Source organism: Paraburkholderia sp. BCC1885 (assembly GCF_900996235.1).
GTDB lineage: Bacteria > Pseudomonadota > Gammaproteobacteria > Burkholderiales > Burkholderiaceae > Paraburkholderia.
Map to the genome: position 1 here is coordinate 53,742 of NZ_CAAJGM010000209.1, position 21,010 is coordinate 74,751.

At 64.4% G+C, this 21,010-nt stretch carries 18 protein-coding genes and 1 pseudogene; 18 read left to right on the plus strand and 1 reads right to left on the minus strand.

The features are described from left to right. Positions 1–182 precede the first annotated feature (182 nt). Positions 183–1,247 (minus strand): glycosyltransferase family 4 protein, encoded by a 1,065-nt coding sequence (locus FQ755_RS22490; RefSeq protein WP_144157201.1) that lies wholly within the window; start codon positions 1,245–1,247, stop codon positions 183–185. A 707-nt stretch (positions 1,248–1,954) separates the two neighbouring features. Here FQ755_RS22490 and flhD point away from each other — a divergent pair. The 18 genes and pseudogenes from flhD to FQ755_RS22580 all read left to right on the plus strand — a co-directional run. Next, positions 1,955–2,275, plus strand: a complete 321-nt coding sequence (flhD, locus tag FQ755_RS22495; RefSeq protein WP_144157249.1) for a flagellar transcriptional regulator FlhD — start codon at positions 1,955–1,957, stop codon at positions 2,273–2,275. Between the two features lie 60 nt (positions 2,276–2,335). Then, complete coding sequence (gene flhC, locus FQ755_RS22500) at positions 2,336–2,899, plus strand: flagellar transcriptional regulator FlhC (protein ID WP_144157202.1); 564 nt, start codon at positions 2,336–2,338, stop codon at positions 2,897–2,899. A 190-nt stretch (positions 2,900–3,089) separates the two neighbouring features. Then, positions 3,090–3,950 carry a flagellar motor stator protein MotA gene (gene motA / locus FQ755_RS22505; protein WP_144157204.1) on the plus strand — a complete coding sequence of 287 codons (861 nt, stop codon included), beginning with the start codon at positions 3,090–3,092 and terminating at the stop codon, positions 3,948–3,950. Between the two features lie 24 nt (positions 3,951–3,974). Continuing rightward, positions 3,975–4,988, plus strand: coding sequence for a flagellar motor protein MotB (motB, locus tag FQ755_RS22510; protein WP_144157206.1), 1,014 nt, complete (start codon positions 3,975–3,977; stop codon positions 4,986–4,988). A 78-nt stretch (positions 4,989–5,066) separates the two neighbouring features. Further along, complete coding sequence (locus tag FQ755_RS22515) at positions 5,067–5,444, plus strand: response regulator (protein WP_144157208.1); 378 nt, start codon at positions 5,067–5,069, stop codon at positions 5,442–5,444. A 70-nt stretch (positions 5,445–5,514) separates the two neighbouring features. Further along, positions 5,515–7,773, plus strand: a complete 2,259-nt coding sequence (cheA, locus tag FQ755_RS22520) for a chemotaxis protein CheA (RefSeq protein WP_144157210.1) — start codon at positions 5,515–5,517, stop codon at positions 7,771–7,773. 65 nt (positions 7,774–7,838) lie between these two features. Further along, positions 7,839–8,369, plus strand: coding sequence for a chemotaxis protein CheW (cheW, locus tag FQ755_RS22525; RefSeq protein ID WP_144157212.1), 531 nt, complete (start codon positions 7,839–7,841; stop codon positions 8,367–8,369). 42 nt (positions 8,370–8,411) lie between these two features. Further along, complete coding sequence (locus FQ755_RS22530) at positions 8,412–10,238, plus strand: methyl-accepting chemotaxis protein (RefSeq protein ID WP_144157214.1); 1,827 nt, start codon at positions 8,412–8,414, stop codon at positions 10,236–10,238. A 189-nt stretch (positions 10,239–10,427) separates the two neighbouring features. Next, entirely contained in the window at positions 10,428–11,381 is a 954-nt protein-coding gene (locus FQ755_RS22535; protein WP_144157216.1) for a CheR family methyltransferase, read from the plus strand. Continuing rightward, entirely contained in the window at positions 11,378–12,169 is a 792-nt protein-coding gene (gene cheD, locus FQ755_RS22540; RefSeq protein WP_144157218.1) for a chemoreceptor glutamine deamidase CheD, read from the plus strand. Before FQ755_RS22535 ends, cheD begins: the two co-directional genes overlap by 4 nt. Before the next feature lie 5 nt (positions 12,170–12,174). Beyond that, a complete protein-coding gene (locus FQ755_RS22545) occupies positions 12,175–13,278 on the plus strand; it encodes a chemotaxis response regulator protein-glutamate methylesterase (RefSeq protein WP_186308624.1) in 1,104 nt (367 codons plus the stop codon). A gap of 48 nt (positions 13,279–13,326) precedes the next feature. Further along, positions 13,327–13,722, plus strand: a complete 396-nt coding sequence (gene cheY, locus FQ755_RS22550; protein ID WP_144157222.1) for a chemotaxis response regulator CheY — start codon at positions 13,327–13,329, stop codon at positions 13,720–13,722. A 1-nt stretch (position 13,723) separates the two neighbouring features. Further along, positions 13,724–14,431, plus strand: a complete 708-nt coding sequence (cheZ, locus tag FQ755_RS22555; RefSeq protein ID WP_144157224.1) for a protein phosphatase CheZ — start codon at positions 13,724–13,726, stop codon at positions 14,429–14,431. Positions 14,432–14,596: 165 nt separating this feature from the next. Beyond that, positions 14,597–15,115 (plus strand): DUF2844 domain-containing protein, encoded by a 519-nt coding sequence (locus FQ755_RS22560; protein ID WP_144157226.1) that lies wholly within the window; start codon positions 14,597–14,599, stop codon positions 15,113–15,115. A gap of 39 nt (positions 15,116–15,154) precedes the next feature. Beyond that, positions 15,155–16,417 carry a DUF3443 domain-containing protein gene (locus tag FQ755_RS22565; protein WP_144157228.1) on the plus strand — a complete coding sequence of 421 codons (1,263 nt, stop codon included), beginning with the start codon at positions 15,155–15,157 and terminating at the stop codon, positions 16,415–16,417. 160 nt (positions 16,418–16,577) lie between these two features. Beyond that, positions 16,578–17,792, plus strand: a complete 1,215-nt coding sequence (gene flhB / locus FQ755_RS22570) for a flagellar biosynthesis protein FlhB (protein WP_144157231.1) — start codon at positions 16,578–16,580, stop codon at positions 17,790–17,792. Beyond that, entirely contained in the window at positions 17,789–19,891 is a 2,103-nt protein-coding gene (gene flhA / locus FQ755_RS22575) for a flagellar biosynthesis protein FlhA (RefSeq protein WP_144157233.1), read from the plus strand. Before flhB ends, flhA begins: the two co-directional genes overlap by 4 nt. A 282-nt stretch (positions 19,892–20,173) precedes the next feature. After that, positions 20,174–21,010 (plus strand): annotated as a pseudogene (locus FQ755_RS22580) (flagellar biosynthesis protein FlhF); the annotation flags it as partial.

The following is a 21,010-nucleotide window of genomic DNA, read 5'->3' on the forward strand; positions in this document are numbered from 1 at the left end:
GGAGGCTTAATCGTTGGCAATGTGTAACCCATTTGTGGCGGAATTCGCCAGTAAAAAAGCCGCCTTGAGAGGCGGCTTTTCTTTGAAAGTTATGCGCTTATCGATACGCTTATCGGCCCGATTGAGCACGCGCAAACGATTCACACGTAATTTCGGCGCGGAATCTCACCAATTGAAACGGTTCAACCTACCGCCACCTGGCGCAGCATCGGCCGACGCTCGGCTTCGATAAGCGCGGTATAGCCGTCCAGATAGTTCTGCGCCATCGTCTTTGCGCTAAAGCGGCGTTCGAATTGCGCGCGAATCTCCGTGCGGGACAGTTCATCGAGCCGTTGCAACGCCGCCACGGCGCCCTGGATGTCCTCGACGACATAGCCCGTCACGCCGTGGTCGATCACCTCCGGCACCGAACCGCGGTTGAAGGCGATCACCGGCGTGCCGCAGGCCATCGATTCGATCATCACGAGGCCGAACGGCTCCGACCAGTCGATCGGGAACAGCAGCGCCTTCGCGCCCGACAGGAATTCCGGCTTTTGTGCCTCGTTGATCTCGCCGACGAATTCGACGTGGGCCTGCGACAGCAGCGGCTCGATTTCCGTCTTGAAATATTCCTGATCGACTTTGTCCACCTTGGCGGCGATCTTCAGCGGCAGACCGCTTTGGGCAGCGATCTTGATGGCTGTATCGACGCGCTTCTCCGGACAAATACGGCCCAGGAACGCCAGATATTCCGGCTTCTTGTGCGGCTGCGGCGTCAGAAGCTGCTCCGGCAGACCGTGGTAGATCGTGTTGAGCCAATTCGCCTGTTTGAGCGGCAGACGCTGCGAATCGGAAATCGAGACCACCGGCGCCCGAGAGAACGTGTCGAAGATCGGCTGCAATTCGGGCAGGTCGAGGCGGCCGTGCAGGGTCGTCACGAACGGCGTGTCGAGTGTCGAGAACAACGGGAACGGCAGATAGTCGAGGTGAAAGTGCAGCACGTCGAATTCGTGAGCCATTGCGCGCACCCGTTCCATCAGCAGGACGTGCGGCGCCATCGCGTCGCGCACCGTCGGATCGAGCCGCAGGGCGCGCGGCCAGGCCGCTTCGAGCTTGGCGGAGGTCACCGAATCGCCGCTTGCAAACAGCGTCACGTCGTGGCCGAGGTCAACCAGCGCCTCGGTCAGGTAAGACACCACACGCTCGGTGCCGCCATAAAACTTCGGCGGAACTGCTTCGTATAAAGGCGCAATTTGTGCGATTCGCATGCCAACTCTCCTTCCTGATGCGGTTCATGGCGGCTTCGCAGGACGGCGCCCGGATTGGGCGCACCGCGAAAGCCTGACGGGCGGACGGGCGCGGTAGGCCGCCGCCCGATGGCAACCCGAAACTGCATCGGGTTATCCCTTAAGGCCATTATCGGGATCGGCCGACGCAATTCGAGTTGTTTTTCAAACACTTAACGTTGTTACAGCGCGAAACATGATGCGTCACAGGTCGCGGAGCCTTCCTGGCAGCGGTTCCGAAGGAGGGCATGACACTCGCATGACACCCCTTAGCAAGCCGTGTGCCGCAGCTCGCGGCGGCCCGCAACGGGAGTCTCAATATACAGACAAATTACAAACAAATGAACGATGCATACCCGGCGCATGTTGCCGTAGCGTGAAAAACATCTATAATTCGGCCTCACCGATGACGGTGCGCGAAACAAATAGAAATAACGCACCGATCCAGCCCTAAATTCCGCACCAGAACTTTCAATTATCTTTCAGATTGCCATCTTGTAGGAAAAATTCCTACAAGATAAATGGATGAATCCGTCATCCAGATAGGGTGTCTGTCCGATTTCCGTCTGCTTTCCCTTTGGACACAATGCTGGCAAGACCATAAACGGGCCGTTCGGGCGGATGTAGTGCGCGCGATCGAGCAAACGTTTCCGCAACGGCCTGACCAGCCAGATCGACTCGGGGAAATCATGAGCACTACAAGTGACATGCTCAATGAGATAAGAGAAGTGAATCTCTCTTATCTCCTGCTCGCTCAGCGTCTGCTGCGTGAAGACAAGCCTATGGGAATGTTCCGCATGGGCATTTCGGATCAGTTGGCCGACGTCATTGCCAATCTGTCGCTTGCGCAGACCGTCAAACTGGCTGCATCCAGCCAGGTGCTTTGCCGCTTCCGCTTTGATGACCACGCCGTCCTGTCCTCGCTTGCGGACAAGGGCAAGACCAGCGCCGTCGCCCAGGCGCATTCCGCGATCCTGATGGCCAGCCAGCCCGCCGAGCAGGTCGGCTGATGCCGGCACGCCACGGCAGCATTGCCGACCAGCAATACCAGGATGCGGGAAGCGGAGCGGATGGCCACTAAAAGCGTAATTCTCGAAGTCAGGGAAATCACCCTGGCGATCGAACTGATCGAACTCGGCGCGCGTTTGCAGTTGCTCGAGGCTGAAACCAGCCTGTCGCGCGACCGCCTGATCAAGCTGTACAAGGAACTGAAAGGGGTTTCGCCGCCCAAGGGCATGCTGCCGTTCTCGACGGACTGGTTCATGACCTGGCAGCCGAACTTCCATTCGTCGCTGTTCTATAACATCTACCGCTTCATGGCGGATCATGGCGGCTGCGACACGATCCAGTCGATCGTCAAGAGCTACCGCCTCTATCTGGAGCACGTCAAGCTGCACGACGACGAGCCGGTGCTCAGCCTGACGCGGGCGTGGACGCTGGTGCGCTTTTTCGACTCCGGCATGTTGCAGATGACGCCCTGCTGCCGCTGCGGCGGCCACTTCGTCGCCCACGCGCACGATCCGCAACATGGCTTCGTCTGCGGATTGTGTCAGCCGCCCTCCCGCGCCGGTAAGACAAAGAAAGTTGCCGAAGCCAGGGTGCGCGCCAGCCAGCTCGCCGAAGCCGCGCTTTGAGCGGCGCCGGGCGGCCACCCGTCCCGCCCGCCCCGTCTGCATGGCCGCCCCGGCATCCCGCATAGGCCCTGCGCCCTGCGCCTGTGGTTTACACGGGCTCCCCAACTCGCTTTTCCACCAAAGTTTTCCGCTCCGTTGCCGTAAACCAGTTTAACGACGGTCTCCGTCGCTTCCTTGTGAGGGCTCGGCTGTGCTGATTTTCGTGGGAACACTCGTGACGCTGTTGTCCGTTTTCGGCGGTTATGCGCTGGAAGGCGGTCATTTGGGCGCGCTGCTTCAGCCAGTCGAACTGCTGATGATTGGGGGCGCAGGGGTAGGCGCATTCGTCCTCGGCAACGGGATGAAAACGATCAAGTCGACGCTGGGCGTGCTTCCGACCCTTTTCAAGGGTTCCAAATACAACAAAGACGTCTACATGGAGCTGATGGCGCTCCTTTACGTCCTTTTGGCGAAAGCGCGCAAAGAAGGCACGCTGACGCTGGAAGCCGATATCGATGATCCGTCGAAGAGCCCGATCTTCACGCAGTATCCGAAGATCCTCGCCGACAAGCACATCATCGAGTTTCTGACCGACTACCTGCGTCTGATGGTCGGCGGCAACATGAATGCTTTCGAAATCGAAAGCCTGATGGACGAGGAAATCGAAACCCATCACACCGAGGGCGAAGCCCCGGCGCATGCGCTCGCCAAGGTCGGCGACGCGATGCCGGCGTTCGGTATCGTCGCGGCGGTGATGGGCGTGGTGCATACCATGGCGTCGGCCGACAAGCCGCCCGCCGTGCTCGGCGAGATGATCGCCCAGGCGTTGGTCGGCACCTTCCTCGGTATCCTGCTTTCGTATGGTCTGATCGGGCCGCTCTCGAGCGTCGCGGAACAGCGCGTCGCCGAGTCGACCAAGATGTTCCAGTGCATCAAGGTGACGATCCTCGCGAGCCTGAATGGCTACGCGCCGGCGATCGCCGTCGAATTCGGCCGCAAGGTGCTCTTCTCGACTGAACGTCCGTCGTTCAGCGAGCTGGAAGAGCACGTGCGCCGCGTGAAAGCCAAGTAACCGCGCGCACCAGGAACCGGATCGATGAGCAAGGACAAAGACCGCGCGATTGTCGTCAAGCGCGCCGCGCCGAAGAAGGCGGGCCATCACGGCGGAGCGTGGAAGCTCGCCTACGCGGACTTCATGACCGCGATGATGGCGTTCTTCCTGCTGATGTGGCTGCTCAGTTCGGCGACCACGGTGCAGTTGCGCGGCATTGCGGACTACTTCAACCAGCCGCTGAAGATCACGCTGTGGGGCGGCGATCGCAGCGCCGAGGATTCGAGCATCCTGAAGGGCGGCGGCCGCGACATTTCGACCGACCAGCAGGGCATCACGCGTCAGAGCGACGGCTCGATGGCGCGCGCCGACCGCACCACCGCGCACAACGACGAAGAGTCGGTGAAGCAGATGCAGGGTCAGCTCGAACGTCAGGAGCAGGTGCGCCTGCACGACCTGCAGATCAAGCTGATGGCCGCGATCGAAGCCAACCCGGTGCTGCGCCAGTTCAAGCAGCAGATCCGCATCGATTCGACCCTGACGGGCCTGCGCATCGAAATCGTCGACTCGCAAAAGCGGCCGATGTTCGACACCGCCAGCGACGAAGTGCAGCCCTACATGCGCGACATCCTGCGCGAAATCGGCCACACGCTGAACGACGTGCCGAACCGCATCATCGTGCAGGGCCATACCGACGCGGTGCAGTACGCCGGCGGCGAAAAGGGCTACAGCAACTGGGAACTGTCGGCGGACCGCGCCAACGCCTCGCGTCGCGAGCTGATCGCCGGCGGCATGGACGAAGCGAAGGTGATGCGCGTGATCGGCATGGCATCGTCGCAGAATCTGAACAAGACCGATCCGCTCGACCCGGAAAACCGCCGGATCAGCATTCTGGTTCTGAACAAGAAGTCGGAGGACGCCATGATGCACGACGACTCCACCTCGACCACCTTGTCGGACGACGCAGCGGGCTCGGCACAACAGCCGCTGCTGCAACAAATTGCGCAACCGGTGACGGTTGCTCCAAAGGCGCCCAGCGTGACGGTGGCGCCGAAGTGAAGGACATGATGGCCTGAGCGCGCAGCCGCCCGTGCGGCGCGCAATCGGGCGATCCATAGTGAGCGCAGCGAGGATTTAATGATCAGGCACATTCTGGCAATCGACGACTCGGCAGCGATGCGGCAGATTCTCTCCGCCACGCTGACGACAGCCGGCTATCAGGTGACGCTCGCGGCCGATGGGCAGGAGGGGCTGGAGAATGCGCTCGCCATGCCGTTCGACCTCGTGCTGACGGACCAGCATATGCCGGGCCGCACCGGTCTCGATCTGATCGCCGCGCTGCGCGGTAATCCGGCTTATCAGGTGACGCCGATCCTCGTCCTCACGACGGAATCCGGCGAACCCTTCAAGGCGGCGGCGCGAGCGGCGGGAGCGACCGGCTGGATCGAAAAGCCGCTCGACCCCGACATGCTGACCGAACTGGTCGCAGCGCTGGCCGAGCCAGGCGAAGCCTGAATTCGTCCACCATTTATTGAAGCGGCACAGCAGCCCAAGCCTAGACAGGATCTCTCGCGGTGACCCAGGCATGACACTCGACATCACTCAGTTCTATCAGACGTTCTTCGATGAGGCGGACGAACTGCTCGCGCAGATGGAGCAACTGCTGCTCAATCTCGACATCGGCCATCCCGATCCGGAAGACCTCGCGGCCATTTTCCGCGCGGCGCATTCGATCAAGGGCGGCGCGGCGACGTTCGGTTTCACCGCATTGACCGAGACGACGCACATTCTGGAATCGCTGCTCGATCGCGCGCGCAATAACGAACTCGTGCTGCGCAAGGACATGATCGACACGTTCCTCGAAACCAAGGACGTGCTGTCCGGCCAGCTCGCGGACTACCGCGCGAGCGCCGAACCGGATGCGGCGGTGGCGAAGGCGATTTGCGCCAAGCTCGACCATCTCTACAAGGAAAGCCTCGGCCAGGCAACCGCGCCTGCTGCGCAGGCCGCACCGGCCGCAGCCGCGCCCGCCGTCGTCCCTGACGGCCACGCGCCCGAACATGTGGTTCAGCAGGCGGTCGAAGCCGCCGGCGAACTGGCAAGTAATGGTAATGAACCGGCACAGACCGGCGCAGCATCGAACGGGACCGCCAGCGAAGACGGCGGCCCGCATCTGAAAATTACGCTACGGGGTGTAGATGAGAAGGACCAGGAACTGCTGGCTGAGGAGCTCGGCAACCTGGGGCATATCGTCGGGCAGGTCAAGGCGGGCGGCGATCTGACGCTGTGGCTGCAGACCGATGTCACGTCCGACGACATCATTGCCGTGTGCTGCTTCGTGATCGACGACAGTCAGATCTCGATTGGCCGCGGAACGGCACCGGTGGATGAATCGCAGCAAGGTGGACCTGGAACGCCAGCCGCTGCGGAGCAAACACCGGCGCCGGCACCGGCTCCCGCGCCGCAGGCCAGCGCGGCCGCGCCGGCGCACGGGCTGTTCGAAGCGCCGGCCGCCACGCCGGCACCGGCTCCTGCCGCGGCGCCCACGGCAGTCGCACCGGCGGCCGCCGCACCCGCTGCTGCGGCACCGGTCGCCGCCGCGCCGGCCGCGGGCGAGACCGACCGCAAGGCGCGTCCGGCAGCCGCCGCCGCGGCCGAAGGCAGTTCGATCCGGGTCGGCGTGGAGAAGGTCGACCAGCTGATCAACCTGGTCGGCGAACTGGTGATCACCCAGGCCATGTTGGCCGAGACCACCAGCACCTTCGATCCGGCCTTGCACGACCGGCTCTTCAACGGCATGGCGCAACTGGAGCGCAATGCCCGCGATCTGCAGGAAGCGGTGATGTCGATCCGCATGATGCCGATGGATTACGTCTTCAGCCGCTTCCCGCGTCTGGTGCGCGATCTGGCGGCGAAGCTCGGCAAGGAAGTGGAACTCGTCACCTTCGGTCAGGCGACCGAACTCGACAAGAGCCTGATCGAGCGGATCATCGACCCGTTGACCCACCTCGTGCGCAACTCGCTCGACCACGGCATCGAAACCGTGGAAGTGCGCCGCGCCGCGGGCAAGGATTCGACCGGCCAGCTGGTGCTGTCCGCCGCGCATCACGGCGGCAACATCGTGATCGAAGTGAGCGACGACGGCGCGGGCCTGCGCCGCGACAAGATTCTCGCCAAGGCGGCCAAGCAGGGCATGCAGGTCAGCGAAAGCATGACCGACGACGAAGTCTGGAACCTGATCTTCCTGCCGGGCTTCTCGACAGCCGAACAGGTGACCGACGTGTCGGGCCGCGGCGTCGGCATGGACGTGGTGAAACGGAACATCCAGTCGATGGGCGGTCACGTCGAAATCAGCTCGCAGGCCGGCAAGGGCAGCACCACGCGCATCGTCCTGCCGCTCACGCTGGCGATTCTCGACGGCATGTCGGTGAAGGTCGGCAACGAAATCTTCATCCTGCCGCTGAACTTCGTGATGGAGTCGCTGCAGCCGCAAGCCGAAGACATCTACACGGTGGCCAACGGCGAACGGGTGGTGCGGGTGCGCGGCGAATATCTGCCGCTCGTCGCGCTGCACGAAGTGTTCTCAGTGGAAGACGCCAAGAAGGAGCCGACCCAGGGCATCGTCACCATCATGCAGACAGAGGGACGGCGCTTCGCCATGCTGATCGACGAACTGGTCGGCCAGCAGCAGGTGGTCGTGAAGAATCTGGAAACGAATTACCGCAAGGTGCACGGCATTTCCGCCGCGACGATTCTCGGCGACGGCAGTGTCGCGCTGATCGTGGACGTGGCGGCACTGAACCGCGAGACCCGCAATGCGCACGGCTCGATGAGCCTCGCCTAAGCCTCACGCAACCTCGAGCAACTTTTTTATTTAACCTGATTCATCCCAACCGTTTGGGGGCTAACGTGGCAGAAGTCCAATCCAACAATTCGAGCATCGCCAATGCGAGTGGCGGCCGGCGCGTCGCGCTGCAGGCAGACGCCGGCGGTCAGGAATTTCTCGTCTTCACGCTCGGCGCGGAAGAGTACGGCATCGACATTCTCAAGGTGCAGGAAATTCGCGGCTACGACAGCGTGACGCGCATCGCCAATGCACCGGATTTCATCAAGGGCGTCATCAATCTGCGCGGCATCATCGTGCCGATCGTGGACATGCGTATCAAGTTTCATCTGGGCCGTGTCGAATACGACCATCAGACCGTCGTGATCATCCTGAACGTCGCGCATCGCGTGGTCGGGATGGTGGTGGACGGCGTGTCGGACGTGCTGACGCTGCAGATGGACCAGATCATGCCGGCGCCGGAATTCGGCGCGACGCTCACCACCGAGTACCTTACCGGTCTCGGCACGGTGGACGGCCGCATGCTGATCCTGATGGACATCGAAAAGCTGATGACCAGCCGCGAAATGGCGCTGATCGAATCGCTCGGCGGCTAAAGCTGCGAGCGTGCATATGACCGGACAACAGGGAGCTTCAAGATGCTAAGCAGATGGTCGATTCGTACATCGTTGACCATGGTCGCAATCGTGCTGGTCGCATTGACGATCGTGGTCGGCGCGCTGGGCCTTACCGCGCTCAATCGCGCGAGCGACTCTCTCGACGGCATTGCACGCGGCGATCTGGTGGCCATTCATGCACTCGACGATGCGTCGGGCTACCTGTTGCGCTCGCGCCTTGCTGTCGACCGCTACAACACGCTCACCGCCGCCGGCAATGCCGACGAAGCGAAGACCGTGCTGGACCGCGCCCAGCAACTGTTCGCCAAGGGCAACGAGAGCTGGCAAGCCTTCGTCGACGCGCCGAAGGCCGGCATCGACCCGGCGCTGCTCGACGACCTGATGGCGCGCCGCACGACCGTGATGCACGACGGCGTGGATCCGGAATTCGCGGCGCTGCGCGCAGGCGATCAGGCCGGCTTCCACGCGATTGCGGATACGAAGATCAGCCCGCTTTTCATCGCCTATGACAATGCCGCCTCGGCGGTAGTCAAGGCGCTGCAGCAACGCGCGGCCGACCAGCAGGTCGCGGCGCACTCGAACGTCACACTGATGACTTCGCTGATCGTCGCGGTGGTCCTGTTCGCGCTGGTGCTGGTGGTGCTGATCCGCTTCGCGCTGCGTGGCGTGATCGTGCAGCCGCTTGCGGATGCGGCCGAATGCTTCGAGCGGATCGCGGCGGGCGACCTCACGCAGCCGGTCAACGTGACGAGCACCAACGAGATCGGCCGCCTGTTCCGCAGCATCAAACAGATGCAGGACAGCCTCTCGACGATGGTGAAAGCGGTTCACACCAGCACCGAATCGATCGACACCGGCGCGCGCGAAATCTCGATGGGCAATACCGATCTGTCGCAGCGCACCGAGCAGCAGGCCGCGTCGCTGCAACAGACGGCATCCAGCATGGAGCAGCTCACCGGCACCGTGCGGCAAAACGCCGAGAACGCGCGCCAGGCGAGCCAGCTCGCGGTCAACGCCTCGGACATCGCCACGCGCGGCGGCGACGTGGTGGGCCAGGTCGTCCATACGATGCAGGACATCGCCACCAGCTCGAACAAGGTGGTGGACATCATTGGCGTGATCGAAGGCATTGCCTTCCAGACCAACATCCTTGCGTTGAACGCGGCCGTGGAAGCGGCGCGCGCCGGCGAACAGGGCCGCGGCTTCGCGGTGGTGGCGGGCGAAGTGCGCAGCCTCGCGCAACGCAGCGCCAGCGCGGCGAAGGAAATCAAGGAACTGATCGGCGACTCGGTGGACAAGGTGCAAAGCGGCTCGGCTCTCGTAGGCCGCGCGGGTTCGACGATGGAAGAGATCGTCCAGGCCGTGCGCCGCGTGACCGACATCATGGGCGAAATCAGCGCCGCCTCGGAAGAGCAGTCGACCGGCATCGAACAGGTCAACCGCGCCGTGGTGCAGATGGACGAAGTCACGCAGCAGAATGCGGCGCTGGTCGAAGAAGCGGCGGCTGCGGCGGCCTCGCTCGAAGAGCAGACGCGTCAGTTGCAGACGGTGGTGGGAGGCTGGCGCGTGGACCATAACGGGCCGCGCGCGGCCACGGCGGCCGCGGCGGCACGCGGCAAGACCGCGCCGCGCGCGCATACGGCAGCGGCGCCGAAAGCGGCATCGGCGACGGCATCGGCATCATCCGCAGCAGCGGGCGCGCCGAAGCACGACGCCGCCCGCACGGCCGCCCCGGCGCGCACCGAACCGGCGCTCAAGCCCAGGACGGCCAGCGCCGCGGAATCGGCGTCGCGGCCCGCAGCCGGCGCAGCCTCGGCCGGCTCGGATGCCGACTGGGAAACGTTTTAAGGAATGGCACGCGAATATGCAGGCTCTCGGCACCTCGCTCCAGGATGGGCGAATCATTGAAGGACGCGTGCCGCGCGTGCTTCGTGCCGTCGGCCGGCTGGACACTCGGTTGGAAGCATGCGCGGGCGGGCGCGACCCCGCGATGCAGCTCCCTGGTGGGAACGCTTCGTATCGCAAGCAGGGAACTTCATGATGGCAACGCGCGCACAGAGCCGCCCCGACAAGGCGGAACCGGCCAAAGCCGGCGATCAGGGACGTGATTTCGAATTCACTTCGGCGGACTTCGCTCGCATTCGCGATCTGATCCACCGTGGCGCCGGCATCTCGCTGTCCGAACACAAGCGCGACATGGCCTACAGCCGTCTCGCGCGGCGTCTGCGCGCGCGCGGCCTCGACAGCTTCCGCGAATACCTCGACCTGCTGGAATCGGAAAACGATCCGGCCGAGTGGGAAGCCTTCACCAACGCGCTGACCACCAACCTGACCGCGTTTTTCCGCGAAGCCCATCACTTTCCGATTCTCGCGGAGTTCGTCGCCAGGCGTCAGGCGCCGGTGTCGGTATGGTGCTCGGCGGCGTCGACGGGCGAAGAGCCGTATTCGATCGCGATGACGCTGATCGAGGCGCTCGGCGACAGTGCCGCGCGCCAGGCCACCGTGCTCGCCACCGACATCGACACCCAGGTGCTCGCCAAGGGCGAAGCGGGCATGTATCAGTTCGACCAGGTCAAGCACCTGTCGCAGGAACGGCTCAAGCGCTTCTTCCTGAAGGGTACCGGCGCGCACGCGGGGATGGTGAAAGTGCGCCCCGAAGTACGCGCGATGATCCGCTTCCAGCAGCTCAATCTCACCGACCGCGATTACGGGTTGCGCTCGCAGTTCGACGCGATTTTCTGCCGCAACGTGATGATCTATTTCGACAAGCCGACCCAGGCGCAGGTGCTGTCGCGCTTCGATCCGCTGATGAAACCGGGCGGTCTGCTGTTTGCCGGCCACTCGGAAAACTTCACCTACGTCACGCAGGCTTTCCGGCTGCGCGGCCAGACCGTCTACGAACTGACTCGCGATGGCGGCGCCGCGCGCAGTGCGCCACGCAGCCCGTCCCACCCGGCCCATTCGTCGTCGACTAGCGGGGTGAGCGTATGAGTAGCGCTCTGCCGATTGCCACCAATCTGTATTTCGACAACCACTTCAAGCGCCCCGGCGTGAAGCTGTTGCCCAACGAGTTCTATACGACGAGCGAAGACATGGTGCTCGTCACCGTGCTCGGCTCGTGCGTGGCGGCCTGCATCCAGGACCGCACCGCGGGCATCGGCGGCATGAATCACTTCATGCTGCCGGACGACGGCGCCGACCTCGGCCAGGCCGCATCGGACTCGATGCGCTACGGCGCCTACGCGATGGAAGTGCTGATCAACGAACTGATCAAGGCGGGCGGCCGCCGCGACCGGTTCGAAGCCAAGGTATTCGGCGGCGCGGCGGTGCTGGCCGGCATGACGACCATGAACATCGGCGACCGGAATTCCGAGTTCGTGCGCCGCTATCTGGCGCTGGAAAAAATCCGCATCACCGCCGAGGACCTGCAAGGCGGCCATCCGCGCAAGGTGGCCTTCATGCCGCGCACCGGTCAGGTGATGGTGAAAAAGCTGCGCCTGCAGCAGGAAGCAGGCGTCGCCGAGCGCGAACAGGCGCTCGCACGGCAAACCTCCGAACAGCGCGCCGAGCGGCTCGCGCGGGCCCGCGAGCGGGTCGAGCTGTTCGCCGCGCCGGCTGGCCAGGCCGCGCGGCCGCGTGTCGAACTGTTTGGCGCAGGCTCGAGCGCGGGTAATAACTCAGGGGCGGGCGCTGCGGGGACCAGGCCGCGCATCGAGCTATTTGGCGCGAGCCCGCGCCCGATTAATTCAAACAACGCCAGAACCGCAGAGGAGGCGTGAGAGCTGTGCAAAAGATCAAAGTATTGTGCGTCGACGATTCGGCGCTGATCCGCAGCCTGATGACGGAGATCATCAATGGCCAGCCGGACATGACCGTCGTTGCAACCGCGCCGGACCCGCTGGTCGCGCGCGATCTCATCAAGCAGCACAACCCGGACGTGTTGACGCTGGACGTCGAAATGCCGCGCATGGACGGCCTCGACTTCCTCGAGAAGCTGATGCGCCTGCGGCCGATGCCGGTGGTGATGGTGTCGTCGCTGACCGAGCGCGGCAATGAAATCACGTTGCGCGCGCTGGAACTGGGCGCGGTCGACTTCGTGACCAAGCCGAAGGTGGGGATTCGCGACGGCATGCTCGACTACTCGGAGAAGCTCGCCGACAAGGTCCGCGCCGCCGCCCGCGCGCGCGTGCGCCAGGCCGCGCCGGTGCACCACGCCGGTACTGCAGCGGGGCAGGCTGCGGCCGGCGCGCACGCCGCCACGCCCGCGCCGAACTTCAACAATCCGCTGCTGAGTACGGAAAAGCTGATCATCGTCGGCGCTTCGACGGGCGGCACCGAAGCGATCCGCGAAGTGCTGGTGCCGCTGCCGCCGGACGCGCCCGCGGTGCTGATCGCCCAGCATATGCCGCCGGGCTTCACGAAATCTTTCGCGCAACGCCTTAATGGCTTGTGCAGAATTACCGTTAAAGAGGCTGAGCACGGTGAACGTGTGTTGCCGGGACACGCGTATATTGCGCCCGGGCACGCTCACCTGCTGCTGGCGCGTAGCGGCGCGAACTATATTGCACACCTGTCCGACGACCCGCCGGTGAACCGGCATCGTCCGTCCGTCGACGTGCTGTTTCGCTCGGCTGCCCAGCATGCGGGCAAGAACGCGGTCGGCGTGATCCTCACCGGGATGGGCCGCGACGGCGCGGCCGGACTGCTGGAAATGAAAAAAGCGGGCGCTTACACGCTTGCACAGGATGAAGCGAGCTGTATCGTGTTCGGCATGCCGCGCGAGGCTATCGCGCTGGGCGCCGCCGACGAGATCGCCTCGTTGCCCGAAATGAGCCGGCGCGTCATGGCGCGCCTCTCGTCGATGGGCGAACGCGTACAGCGGGTATGATGCGCGAGCCGTACCTCTGGGATAAGGGTTAAGGGAAAGGGAATTGAAATGGATAAGGGAATGAAGATTCTGGTCGTAGACGATTTTCCGACGATGCGCCGGATCGTGCGCAATCTGTTGAAGGAACTCGGCTACTCGAACGTCGACGAGGCGGAAGACGGCGCGGCCGGCCTCGCGCGTCTGCGTAGCGGCAAGTACGACTTCGTGATCTCCGACTGGAACATGCCGAACCTCGACGGTCTGGCCATGCTGAAGGAAATCCGCGCCGACGCGAGCCTCACGCACCTGCCGGTGCTGATGGTGACGGCCGAATCGAAGAAGGAGAACATCATTGCGGCGGCCCAGGCCGGCGCGAGTGGTTATGTGGTCAAGCCGTTCACGGCGGTAACCCTCGACGAGAAGCTCAACAAGATTCTCGAGAAGATGGCGAAAGCCGGGAGCTGATGTGGACCAGCCGACCAACGCGGCAGCCGCCGACACGCTCGAGGGCGGTGACCTCGCCAGCGACCGCATCCTTGCCCGCATCGGGCAGTTGACGCGCACGCTGCGCGATTCGATGCGCGAACTGGGGATCGACAAGCACGTCGAGCGCGCCGCGGAAGCGGTGCCCGACGCACGCGACCGTCTCAAGTACATCGCCAACATGACCGAGCAGGCCGCCGAAAAGGTGCTGAGCTCGATCGAAGTCGCCAAGCCGATGCAGGAGCAATTGCAGCAGGACGCGGCGGTGCTCGATGCCCGTTGGGAGCAGTGGTATGCCGCGCCGATCGAACGCGAGGAAGTGCGCGCGTTGATGAACGACACCCGCACCTTCCTGCGCGGCGTGCCTGAAGTCACGACGGCGACCAACCAGCAACTGCTCGAAATCATGCTGGCGCAGGACTTTCAGGATCTGACCGGCCAGGTCATCAAAAAGATCACGGAAGTCGTGTACCTGATCGAGCAGCAACTGCTGGGCGTGCTGATCGAGAACATCGCGCTCGAGCGGCGCGAGCAGTTCGCCGCGACCGCGGCGGCGCTGGCGGCTGAACCGTCGTCCACCGGCAGCCCGGAAGGTCTGCTGAACGGGCCGCAGATCAACCCGGAAGGTAAGGCCGACGTGATGCAGGATCAGGGCGAGGTCGACGACCTGCTGGCGAGCCTCGGTTTCTGAGGCGGCCCTTCGCACTGTCAGCGCAGTGCAGGGCAGGCACACGGGCAAAATACCCCCGAAGAAACCTTCATGCGTGCAGCTGTCGCTGTGCCGTATGATCTGGGTAAATGCGGACGCTCATGCGGTGCATGAGCCGTCGCGCAGTCGATCGGGAGGAGTCGGACCATGCCAAGTCCTGTGAGCCGCGCTGTCTTGCTGACGGCGTTAGGGTTGTCCTGTATCGTGCCCGCCGTTCAGTCCGCCCATGCGGCGCTGGGCGGCAGTCCCATGACGCCGCCCGCCGGCGCCTCCGTCAATTCCCAACTGGTTTCCGCCGCCGCCGTCGCGCATGCCGCATCGGGCGCCGCTGGCGGAACTTCGACTCCTTCGTCCTACACCGTCCGCGCCACGACGTTCGGAAACGGCACCGTGGTGCGCGAGTATCTCGCCACGAACGGCAGCGTGTTCGGCCTCGCCTGGCGCGGGCCACAAATGCCGAATCTGAACGATCTGCTCGGTACTTATTTCCCACAGTATCTGAGCGGCGTGCAGGCCGCGCGCGCGATGCGCGGCGGACACGGACCGGTCGCCGTCGAGCAGGACAGTCTCGTGGTCCATTCCGGCGGTCATATGGGCGCCTTCGCGGGTCAGGCGTGGTTGCCGCAGGCCTTGCCGGCCGGCGTCAGCGGTTCCGATATCCAGTAATCCTGGTGGTAGCAGTGGCTGACGGACGGGAGACGAGCCATGCATTTAGCAGCAACGCTCAAAGGATGGGCGCGGGTCGCCGCGACGGTCGCACTCGTGTCGCTGATCGCCGCGTGCGGCGGCGGTGGCGGCAGCAGCAACGATTCCAGTTCCAATGCGTCCTCGGGCGGCAATTCGCTGCCGGCAAGTCCCAGCGCGACACCGGTTGCGGCCACCGCGGGGAACACCGCGCCGATCACGGTGGGGCCGGGCGTGGCGAACGTCATCAACATTCCCACCGTCAGCGTGACCGTTTGCGTACCCGGTACGACCACCTGCCAGACCATCGGCAACGTCCAGGTGGATACTGGCTCGTATGGGCTGCGGATCGTCAGCAGCATCTTGAGTGTCAACCTGCCGACCGTCGTCGCGCCAACCGCGACCGGCAAACAACTGGTGGAATGCACCAATTTCGCCGATGGCTTTTCGTGGGGCTCGGTGCGCACGGCTACGGTCAAGATCGGCGGTGAAACCGCCGCCAGCGTTCCGGTGCAGGTGCTCGGGGACGTGAGCTTCGCCGTGCCGAGCGGCTGCGCGAGCGGCGCCGAAGAGAACACCGCCGCGGCGATCGGCGCCAACGGCATTCTCGGCATTGGCGTCGCGCCGGTCGATTGCGGCACGACCTGCGCGAGCGCGACGACCTTCGCCCAGTTCAGCAACTATTACGCGTGCTCCGGCACGAGCTGCACCACCACCCAGGTGCCCACCACGAGCCAGGTGGCGAACCCGGTGACCGGCTTCACCGACAACAACGGCGTGATCGTCGAAATGCCGGCGGTGTCGAATACCGGCAGCGCCTCGGCAACCGGCACGCTGGTCTTCGGCATCAATACGGCCACCAACAACCGGCTCGCGGCGTCACAGACCTTCACCACGGACGGCTTCGGCGACCTGAACAACAGCAGCTTCAACGGCAGCCAGCAGGTGGCGTTCTTCGATTCGGGCTCGAACGCCTATTTCTTCTCCGACAGCAGCCTGCCGCTGTGCGGCAGCAATTTCAGCGGCTTCTACTGCCCGAGTTCAGGACAGACGCTCACGGTGAATCTCGCCGGCGTGACCGGTTCCGGCACGGCCAGTCTCGGCGTCCTCAGCGCGGCGACGCTTTTTAGCAACGGCAATAATTTCGCGTTCAACGACCTGGCCGGCCAGATCGGCACGGGCGGCAGCGTCGATATCGGCTTGCCGTTCTTTTACGGCCGCTACATGTACTTCGGTATCGATCAGACCACGCAGGGCGGCCCGGCGCCTTTCGTCGCCTTCTGAGTTTTTGAGCTTTCGAGCGGGAGACGGGCGCGCGCCCCTCTCCCCATCGCCCGAAATACCCCCGTTTCCCCGTCCTTATCCGCCGATCGTGGCTTGCGTTCTGCGGGAATAATCGCTCTCACTGGAAAAGGCATGGTGCCTTGATCGACTGGAGAGCTGCGTGGCAGGGGAAAGCGACCTCGAAAAGACAGAAGACGCCACTCCCCGGCGCCTGGAAAAGGCGCGGGAGGAGGGGCAGATCGTCCGTTCGCGGGAGCTGGTGTCGTTCGCCCTGCTGTCGGCCGGCTTCTATGGCGTGTGGGCCATGTCGGGGTCGATCGGCGACCATCTGGGCTCGATGCTGCGTTTCGGCCTGACCTTCGACCACGCCAGCGTCTTCGAGACGCGCCGCATGATGATCGGCGCGGGCGCCGCGAGCCGCGAAGGCTTCTACGCCCTGCTGCCGATCCTCGCCATGACCGGCGGCGCCGCGCTCCTTTCGCCGCTTGCTCTGGGCGGCTGGCATGTGTCTACCTCGTCGCTCGAACCCAAATTCAGCCGGCTCGATCCGATTGCCGGACTCGGCCGGATGTTCTCGATCAACGGCCCGATCCAGCTCGGCATGTCGCTCGCCAAGACGCTGGTGGTCGGCGGCATCAGCGGCGTGTCGATCTGGAATCGTCACGACGAGATCGTCGCGCTCGCCACCCAGCCGCTCACCGTGGCGCTCGCCAATGCCGCGCATCTGATCGCGGTCACCTGCGGCATCACCGTGGCGGGCATGTTCCTCGTGGCCGCGCTCGACGTCCCGTATCAGATCTGGAGTTATCACAAGAAACTCCGCATGACGAAGGAAGAAGTGAAGCAGGAGCACAAGGAAAGCGAAGGCGATCCGAAGATGAAGGGCCGCATCCGCGCCCAGCAGCGCGCCATTGCCCGGCGCCGCATGATGGTCAACGTGCCGACGGCCGACGTGGTGGTCACCAACCCGACTCACTTCGCGGTCGCGCTGCGCTATACCGACGGCGAGATGCGCGCGCCGAAGGTGGTGGCCAAGGGCGTGAACCTGGTGGCCGCGCGGATTCGCGAAATTGCCGTGGAGAACAACGTGCCGCTGCTCGAAGCCCCGCCGCTGGCGCGGGCGCTGTATCACAACGTCGAGCTCGACCGCGAAATTCCGGGCACGCTGTATGGCGCGGTCGCGGAAGTGCTCGCCTGGGTTTATCAATTGCGCCGCTTCAAGACCGAAGGCGGCAAGGCGCCGGTTGCGCCGACCGATTTCGACGTCCCCGCCGAGCTGGACAAGGGCGCGGTATCCGACGAGGACGCGTCCGAAGAAGCCGGCGACGTCCTCAAAAACGCTAACGACGACAAGGCATCTGGAGCCTCCGCATGAACGCACGCGCCGGTTTCCTGTCCCGACGGCCGGACTCGCTGAGCAACACCAACCTGCGTGCGCTCGCAGGTCCGGTGCTGATCGTGATGATCCTCGGCATGATGATTCTGCCGCTGCCGCCGTTTCTGCTGGACCTGCTGTTCACCTTCAACATCGCGCTTTCCGTGATGGTGCTGCTCGTCAGCATGTACACGATGAAGCCGCTCGACTTCGCCGCCTTCCCGAGCGTGCTGCTGTTTTCGACGCTGTTGCGGCTCTCGCTGAACGTCGCCTCGACGCGGGTGGTGCTGCTCGAAGGCCACACCGGCCCGGATGCGGCCGGCCAGGTGATCGAGTCGTTCGGGCACTTCCTCGTGGGCGGCAACTTCGCGGTCGGGATCGTGGTGTTCGTCATCCTGATGGTGATCAACTTCATGGTGATCACCAAGGGCGCGGGGCGGATCGCGGAAGTGTCCGCGCGCTTCACGCTCGACGCCATGCCGGGCAAGCAGATGGCGATCGACGCCGACCTCAACGCTGGCCTCATCAACGAAGAACAGGCCCGCAAGCGCCGCTCCGAAGTCGCCCAGGAAGCCGAGTTCTACGGCTCGATGGACGGCGCGAGCAAGTTCGTGCGCGGCGACGCGATCGCCGGTTTGCTGATCATGGTGATCAACATCATCGGCGGGCTGATTGTCGGCGTGGTCCAGCACAACATGGATTTCGCCGCCGCCGGCAAGGTCTACACGCTGCTCACCATCGGTGACGGCCTCGTCGCGCAGATTCCGTCGCTGGTGATCTCGACGGCCGCCGGTGTGATCGTCTCGCGCGTGGCGACCAACGAAGACATCGGCACGCAGCTGACCGGGCAGTTGTTCACCAACCCGCGCGTGCTGGTCATCACGGGCTGCATCCTGATCCTGATGGGCCTGATCCCGGGCATGCCGCACTTCGCCTTCCTGCTGCTGGGCGGCGGCCTCGTGCAGATGGGCCGCATGATGAAGAAGCGCGCCACCGACCTGAAGACCGCCTCGGCCAAGGTCGACGTCGCGCCGACGGCCCTCGCGCCGGCCGAGAACACGGAAGCGAGCTGGGACGACGTGACGATGATCGACACGCTCGGCCTGGAAGTGGGCTACCGGCTGATCCCGCTCGTCGACAAGAACTCGGACGGCGAACTGCTCAAGCGCATCAAGAGCATTCGCAAGAAATTCGCCCAGGAAATCGGCTTCCTGCCGCCGGTTATCCATATCCGCGACAACCTCGAATTGCGTCCCAACGGCTACCGGATTGCCCTGAAGGGCGTCGAGGTCGGCGTCGGCGAGGCGTATCCGGGTCAGTGGCTCGCCATCAATCCCGGCCAGGTGAGCGCAGCGCTGCCGGGCACGCCGACCCAGGACCCGGCCTTCGGCCTGCCGGCTATCTGGATCGACACCAACCTGCGCGAACAGGCACAGGTGTACGGCTACACGGTGGTCGATTCGAGTACGGTGGTGGCGACGCACCTGAACCATCTGGTGGTCACGCACGCCTCCGAACTGCTCGGCCGCCGCGAAATCCAGGCGTTGATCGAACGGATGCAGAAGGACACGCCGTCGCTGATCGACGACCTGATCCCGAAGTCGCTCTCGCTCACCACGCTGCAGAAGGTGCTGCAGAACCTGCTGGAAGAAGGCGTGCCGATCCGCGACCTGCGCACCATCCTCGAAGCGCTGGCCGAACACACGCCGAAGATGAGCGATCCGCACGAACTCACCGCCGTCGTGCGTCTGGCGCTGGGCCGCGCGATCACCCAGCAGTGGTTCCCCGGCACCGGCGACATGCAGGTGATGGGCCTCGATTCGAACCTCGAACGGGTGCTGTCGCAGGCGCTTTCGACCGGCGCCAACCCAGGCCTCGAGCCGGGCCTCGCCAATACGCTGATGGTCGAGACGCAAAAGGCCATGACGCGTCAGCAGAATCTTGGCCTTGCTCCCGTGCTGCTGGTGCAGCACGCGCTGCGGCCGATGCTCGCGCGCTTCCTGCGCCGCAGCCTGCCGCAGCTGAAGGTGCTGTCGTATGCGGAAGTGCCCGACACGCGCAACGTCAAGGTGGTGAACCTGATCGGCGGCCAAGGCTGATCCTGCTTCGATCCCGCTTCGATCCCGGAAACCGGCGCGCCATGCGCCGGTTTTTTTTTGAGCCTCGCCCAGCGGCCTCGCGCCGCGTCTTCGCAGATCCGCCGGACGGGTTTTACCGCCCGCGCGGCGCGCCTTCCGCCAGGCGCCGGCGCCGTCCCATCGCGCGAATTGCCTACCTTTCCCGGCCTTTATCCACCGATCGTCCCTGGACATCTTTGGCAATAATCGATCTCAATGGGAAGCGGTATGTTGCCGGTCCGTAAACCTCATCGGGGGTCCAGCTTGAACATTCGTAAATTTGTCGGTGCTACCAGTCGTGATGCGTTGCGCCTCGTTCGCGAGGCTCTGGGCCCCGACGCGGTTGTGCTGTCGAACCGCACGATCGAGAACGGTACCGTCGAAATCGTCGCGCTCGCCGATAGCGAACTGGCGGCCATCACGCCGAAGAAGTCGCGTGACGGCGCCGCGTCGGCCGCGCCCGCGTTCGGCCAGGCAGCCTCCGCTTCGAGCCCGGCCGCGCGCGCGCCGGTCATGCAAAACAACCCGTATGCGAGCGGCATGCCGGACGTGTTCTCGTCGGTGTTCGGCGCGAGCCCGGAAGCCGGGATGGAAAGCACGCCCGCCAGCAGCACGGCCGCCCAGCCGATAGCCGCCGATTCCGCGGCTGACGACGCGCTGCCGCCAGGCGGCCCCGCCTCCTACGGCTCGCAGGCCGGCCAGGCTCCGCACAACAGCGCTGCGTCTGGCGCTGCATCGCAGGCACAGTCGCAAGCCGGTGCAGCCCCGGCCTCGGGCGTTCCGCAGATGCCGCGCTCCGGCGACGACATCCGCGCCGACGTGCTGAAGGCCGCCGGCATCGCACCGGCGCCGGTCGCGCCGGTCGCGCCGATCGCCCCGCGCACGATGGCGGAATCGAACCCCTGGCTGATCGATCACGCCCGCAACATCGCCGGCAAGCAGCAGGGCGCCTACAGCGCCCGTCCGTCGTCGATGACGCCGGCCGCCGCGATGGCGAAGGGCCTGGGCGCGCCGGCCGAGATCCAGATGGGCGGCCGTTCGCCGTACAGCCAGGCCGACGCGCCCGACTGGGCCCGCGAAGCCGCGCAACTCGCCGCGCGC

Excerpts from the sequence above, each read along its gene's own strand:
- FQ755_RS22535 (WP_144157216.1), top strand. The coding sequence starts at position 10,428 with ATGATGGCAACGCGCGCACAGAGCCGCCCCGACAAGGCGGAACCGGCC.
- flhD (WP_144157249.1), top strand. The coding sequence starts at position 1,955 with ATGAGCACTACAAGTGACATGCTCAATGAGATAAGAGAAGTGAATCTC.
- FQ755_RS22515 (WP_144157208.1), top strand. The coding sequence starts at position 5,067 with ATGATCAGGCACATTCTGGCAATCGACGACTCGGCAGCGATGCGGCAG.
- FQ755_RS22560 (WP_144157226.1), top strand. The coding sequence starts at position 14,597 with ATGCCAAGTCCTGTGAGCCGCGCTGTCTTGCTGACGGCGTTAGGGTTG.
- flhA (WP_144157233.1), top strand. The coding sequence starts at position 17,789 with ATGAACGCACGCGCCGGTTTCCTGTCCCGACGGCCGGACTCGCTGAGC.
- cheD (WP_144157218.1), top strand. The coding sequence starts at position 11,378 with ATGAGTAGCGCTCTGCCGATTGCCACCAATCTGTATTTCGACAACCAC.
- cheA (WP_144157210.1), top strand. The coding sequence starts at position 5,515 with ATGACACTCGACATCACTCAGTTCTATCAGACGTTCTTCGATGAGGCG.
- cheY (WP_144157222.1), top strand. The coding sequence starts at position 13,327 with ATGGATAAGGGAATGAAGATTCTGGTCGTAGACGATTTTCCGACGATG.
- motB (WP_144157206.1), top strand. The coding sequence starts at position 3,975 with ATGAGCAAGGACAAAGACCGCGCGATTGTCGTCAAGCGCGCCGCGCCG.
- FQ755_RS22530 (WP_144157214.1), top strand. The coding sequence starts at position 8,412 with ATGCTAAGCAGATGGTCGATTCGTACATCGTTGACCATGGTCGCAATC.
- FQ755_RS22490 (WP_144157201.1), bottom strand. The coding sequence starts at position 1,247 with ATGCGAATCGCACAAATTGCGCCTTTATACGAAGCAGTTCCGCCGAAG.
- flhC (WP_144157202.1), top strand. The coding sequence starts at position 2,336 with ATGGCCACTAAAAGCGTAATTCTCGAAGTCAGGGAAATCACCCTGGCG.
- FQ755_RS22565 (WP_144157228.1), top strand. The coding sequence starts at position 15,155 with ATGCATTTAGCAGCAACGCTCAAAGGATGGGCGCGGGTCGCCGCGACG.